Here is a 1,728-nt window from a genome sequence, read left to right as displayed (position 1 = left end):
ATTAAGGGGGGATCGAACCTAAAATCCATTTTTAATTTAATTAAAACCAGCTACTTAATACTAAATCCGTTGAGTAACGCACAGAAAACGGGTTTCTCGGAGAAACCCGTTTTCTACTCATACACTCATGCAAAAAGGGGAATAAATAATCAGTCTTTAATAACCGGATTTAGTCTGAATTGGCCAAGTTTCGGTAAAATAAAGGTAATTAGTCAACAGAGGAGGTCAAAATTATGACTTTAGCCAAGGTAAAAAATCTGTATGATCAAGATTTTGCTTTGTGGATAGAAGCAACCGTCAAACAATTAAAATCTGGGGATTTATCTCAAGTTGATTTAGAGAATTTGATCGAGGAGGTGGAGTCTTTGGGGAAAAGTCAACGCAAAGCGGTCGATAATTTTTTAACTCGTTTATTAGAACATTTATTAAAACGTTGTTATGTGGTTCTTCCCGATTGTTATCGAGGGTGGGAAATTGAAATTAGAAATTTTCGCAAGGAGTTGAAGAAAGAATTTAAGTATTCTCCTAGTTTAAAAAGGTTTATGATAGAGATTTTAGAAGAATGTTATCGAGAAGCTTTAGAAGCGGTGAAAGAGGATTATCCAGACTCTAATTTTCCCGATATTTGTCCCTTTGCTGAGGATATTGATGGTTTATTAAATCATAAGTTTTGGGAAGATGAAAAATAGGTCAAACCCTAATCTTTGGGGGGAATTGCCATCACTTGATTATTATTAATCACCAATTTACCGCCCAATTTTTCGATATTTTCCTTAGCTAACCTGCGGGTTTCTTCATCTTTGCTATTTATCCAGACTAACATCCAAGCACCGACTCTAGGAGCGCGACTATCGGGATTAGTTTCTAAAAATTTCACTGTTCCCCTAGCGGATTTTTCGATAAATTCATTACTGGCAATTTTCGCCCAATCGGCGGCCATTTGATAGGATTTTTTCGCTGCGGGAATATCACCTAAAAATAATAGTTCATCCACTCCTTTATATAACCAAAGAAAATAGGCATCGGTAACATCAGGAGTTAGTTTTGATAAACCTTTATTCATAATCTCAACGGTTCTTTCCGGTTTGCCGGCATTGACAGAAGAAGCGACGGACATCATCAAATAGGCGCGGATAAATTTGGGGTCATTTTTGGTGACAATTTCCATAAAATCGGGACTTAAACCGTAACCAGTTTCCCGGCGAGCATCCCCATCGCCATAGTATTGTATAAACTGTAACATTGACCAATTGGCTAACATATTATCAAAGCCAAAAGCTGGCATATTTTTTAATAACTCAACCTGAGCATTTTCTAGACGAGATTCTTGACGATAATTTCTCTCTAATAATTTTTCTTTGGTCAAGGTTTTCACCTTTTCCTGTTGCATTTCCACAATAGCCATGATTAGTCCACCGATGACGGCGACTAAACCAAGAGTTTTAAGTAAGGATAGATTGAGAGATTTTTTTGCGCCTACCATAGCTTTAAATAAAAGTCAATAATCAGTGTAGGGTTAATTCATGAATTAACCCTACCATCGCGGTTAATTCATGAATTAACCCTACGATGAATTAACCTACAAATCACGCCCTTCATAATTATAACCATTTACTTATCAACAAAAATAAAAGATTTTTGGAGTTATTTTAATTAATTTTAATGCCATTATCACAATCAAGCTCGCCGGCGTCATTCGTGGTAGAAACATTATCTTCTAAAGGAGTG

2 protein-coding genes are annotated in these 1,728 nt (G+C 36.2%); one reads left to right on the top strand and one right to left on the bottom strand.

Going from position 1 to position 1,728, the window contains the following annotated elements; all coding sequences use genetic code 11:
• Nucleotides 1–233: 233 nt before the first annotated feature.
• Nucleotides 234–689, top strand: coding sequence for a DUF29 domain-containing protein (locus MICAI_RS16850; RefSeq protein ID WP_008204920.1), 456 nt, complete (start codon nucleotides 234–236; stop codon nucleotides 687–689).
• Nucleotides 690–697: 8 nt separating this feature from the next.
• Here the strand turns inward: MICAI_RS16850 and MICAI_RS16845 are convergent, their stop codons facing one another.
• Complete coding sequence (locus tag MICAI_RS16845; RefSeq protein ID WP_008204918.1) at nucleotides 698–1,483, bottom strand: hypothetical protein; 786 nt, start codon at nucleotides 1,481–1,483, stop codon at nucleotides 698–700.
• Nucleotides 1,484–1,728: the final 245 nt, after the last annotated feature.

It is taken from the genome of Microcystis sp. T1-4, from assembly GCF_000297435.1.
Taxonomy (GTDB): Bacteria; Cyanobacteriota; Cyanobacteriia; order Cyanobacteriales; family Microcystaceae; genus Microcystis.
The sequence above is the reverse complement of the archived record's forward strand: the minus strand, read 5'-3'. Positions and strand labels throughout refer to the sequence as shown.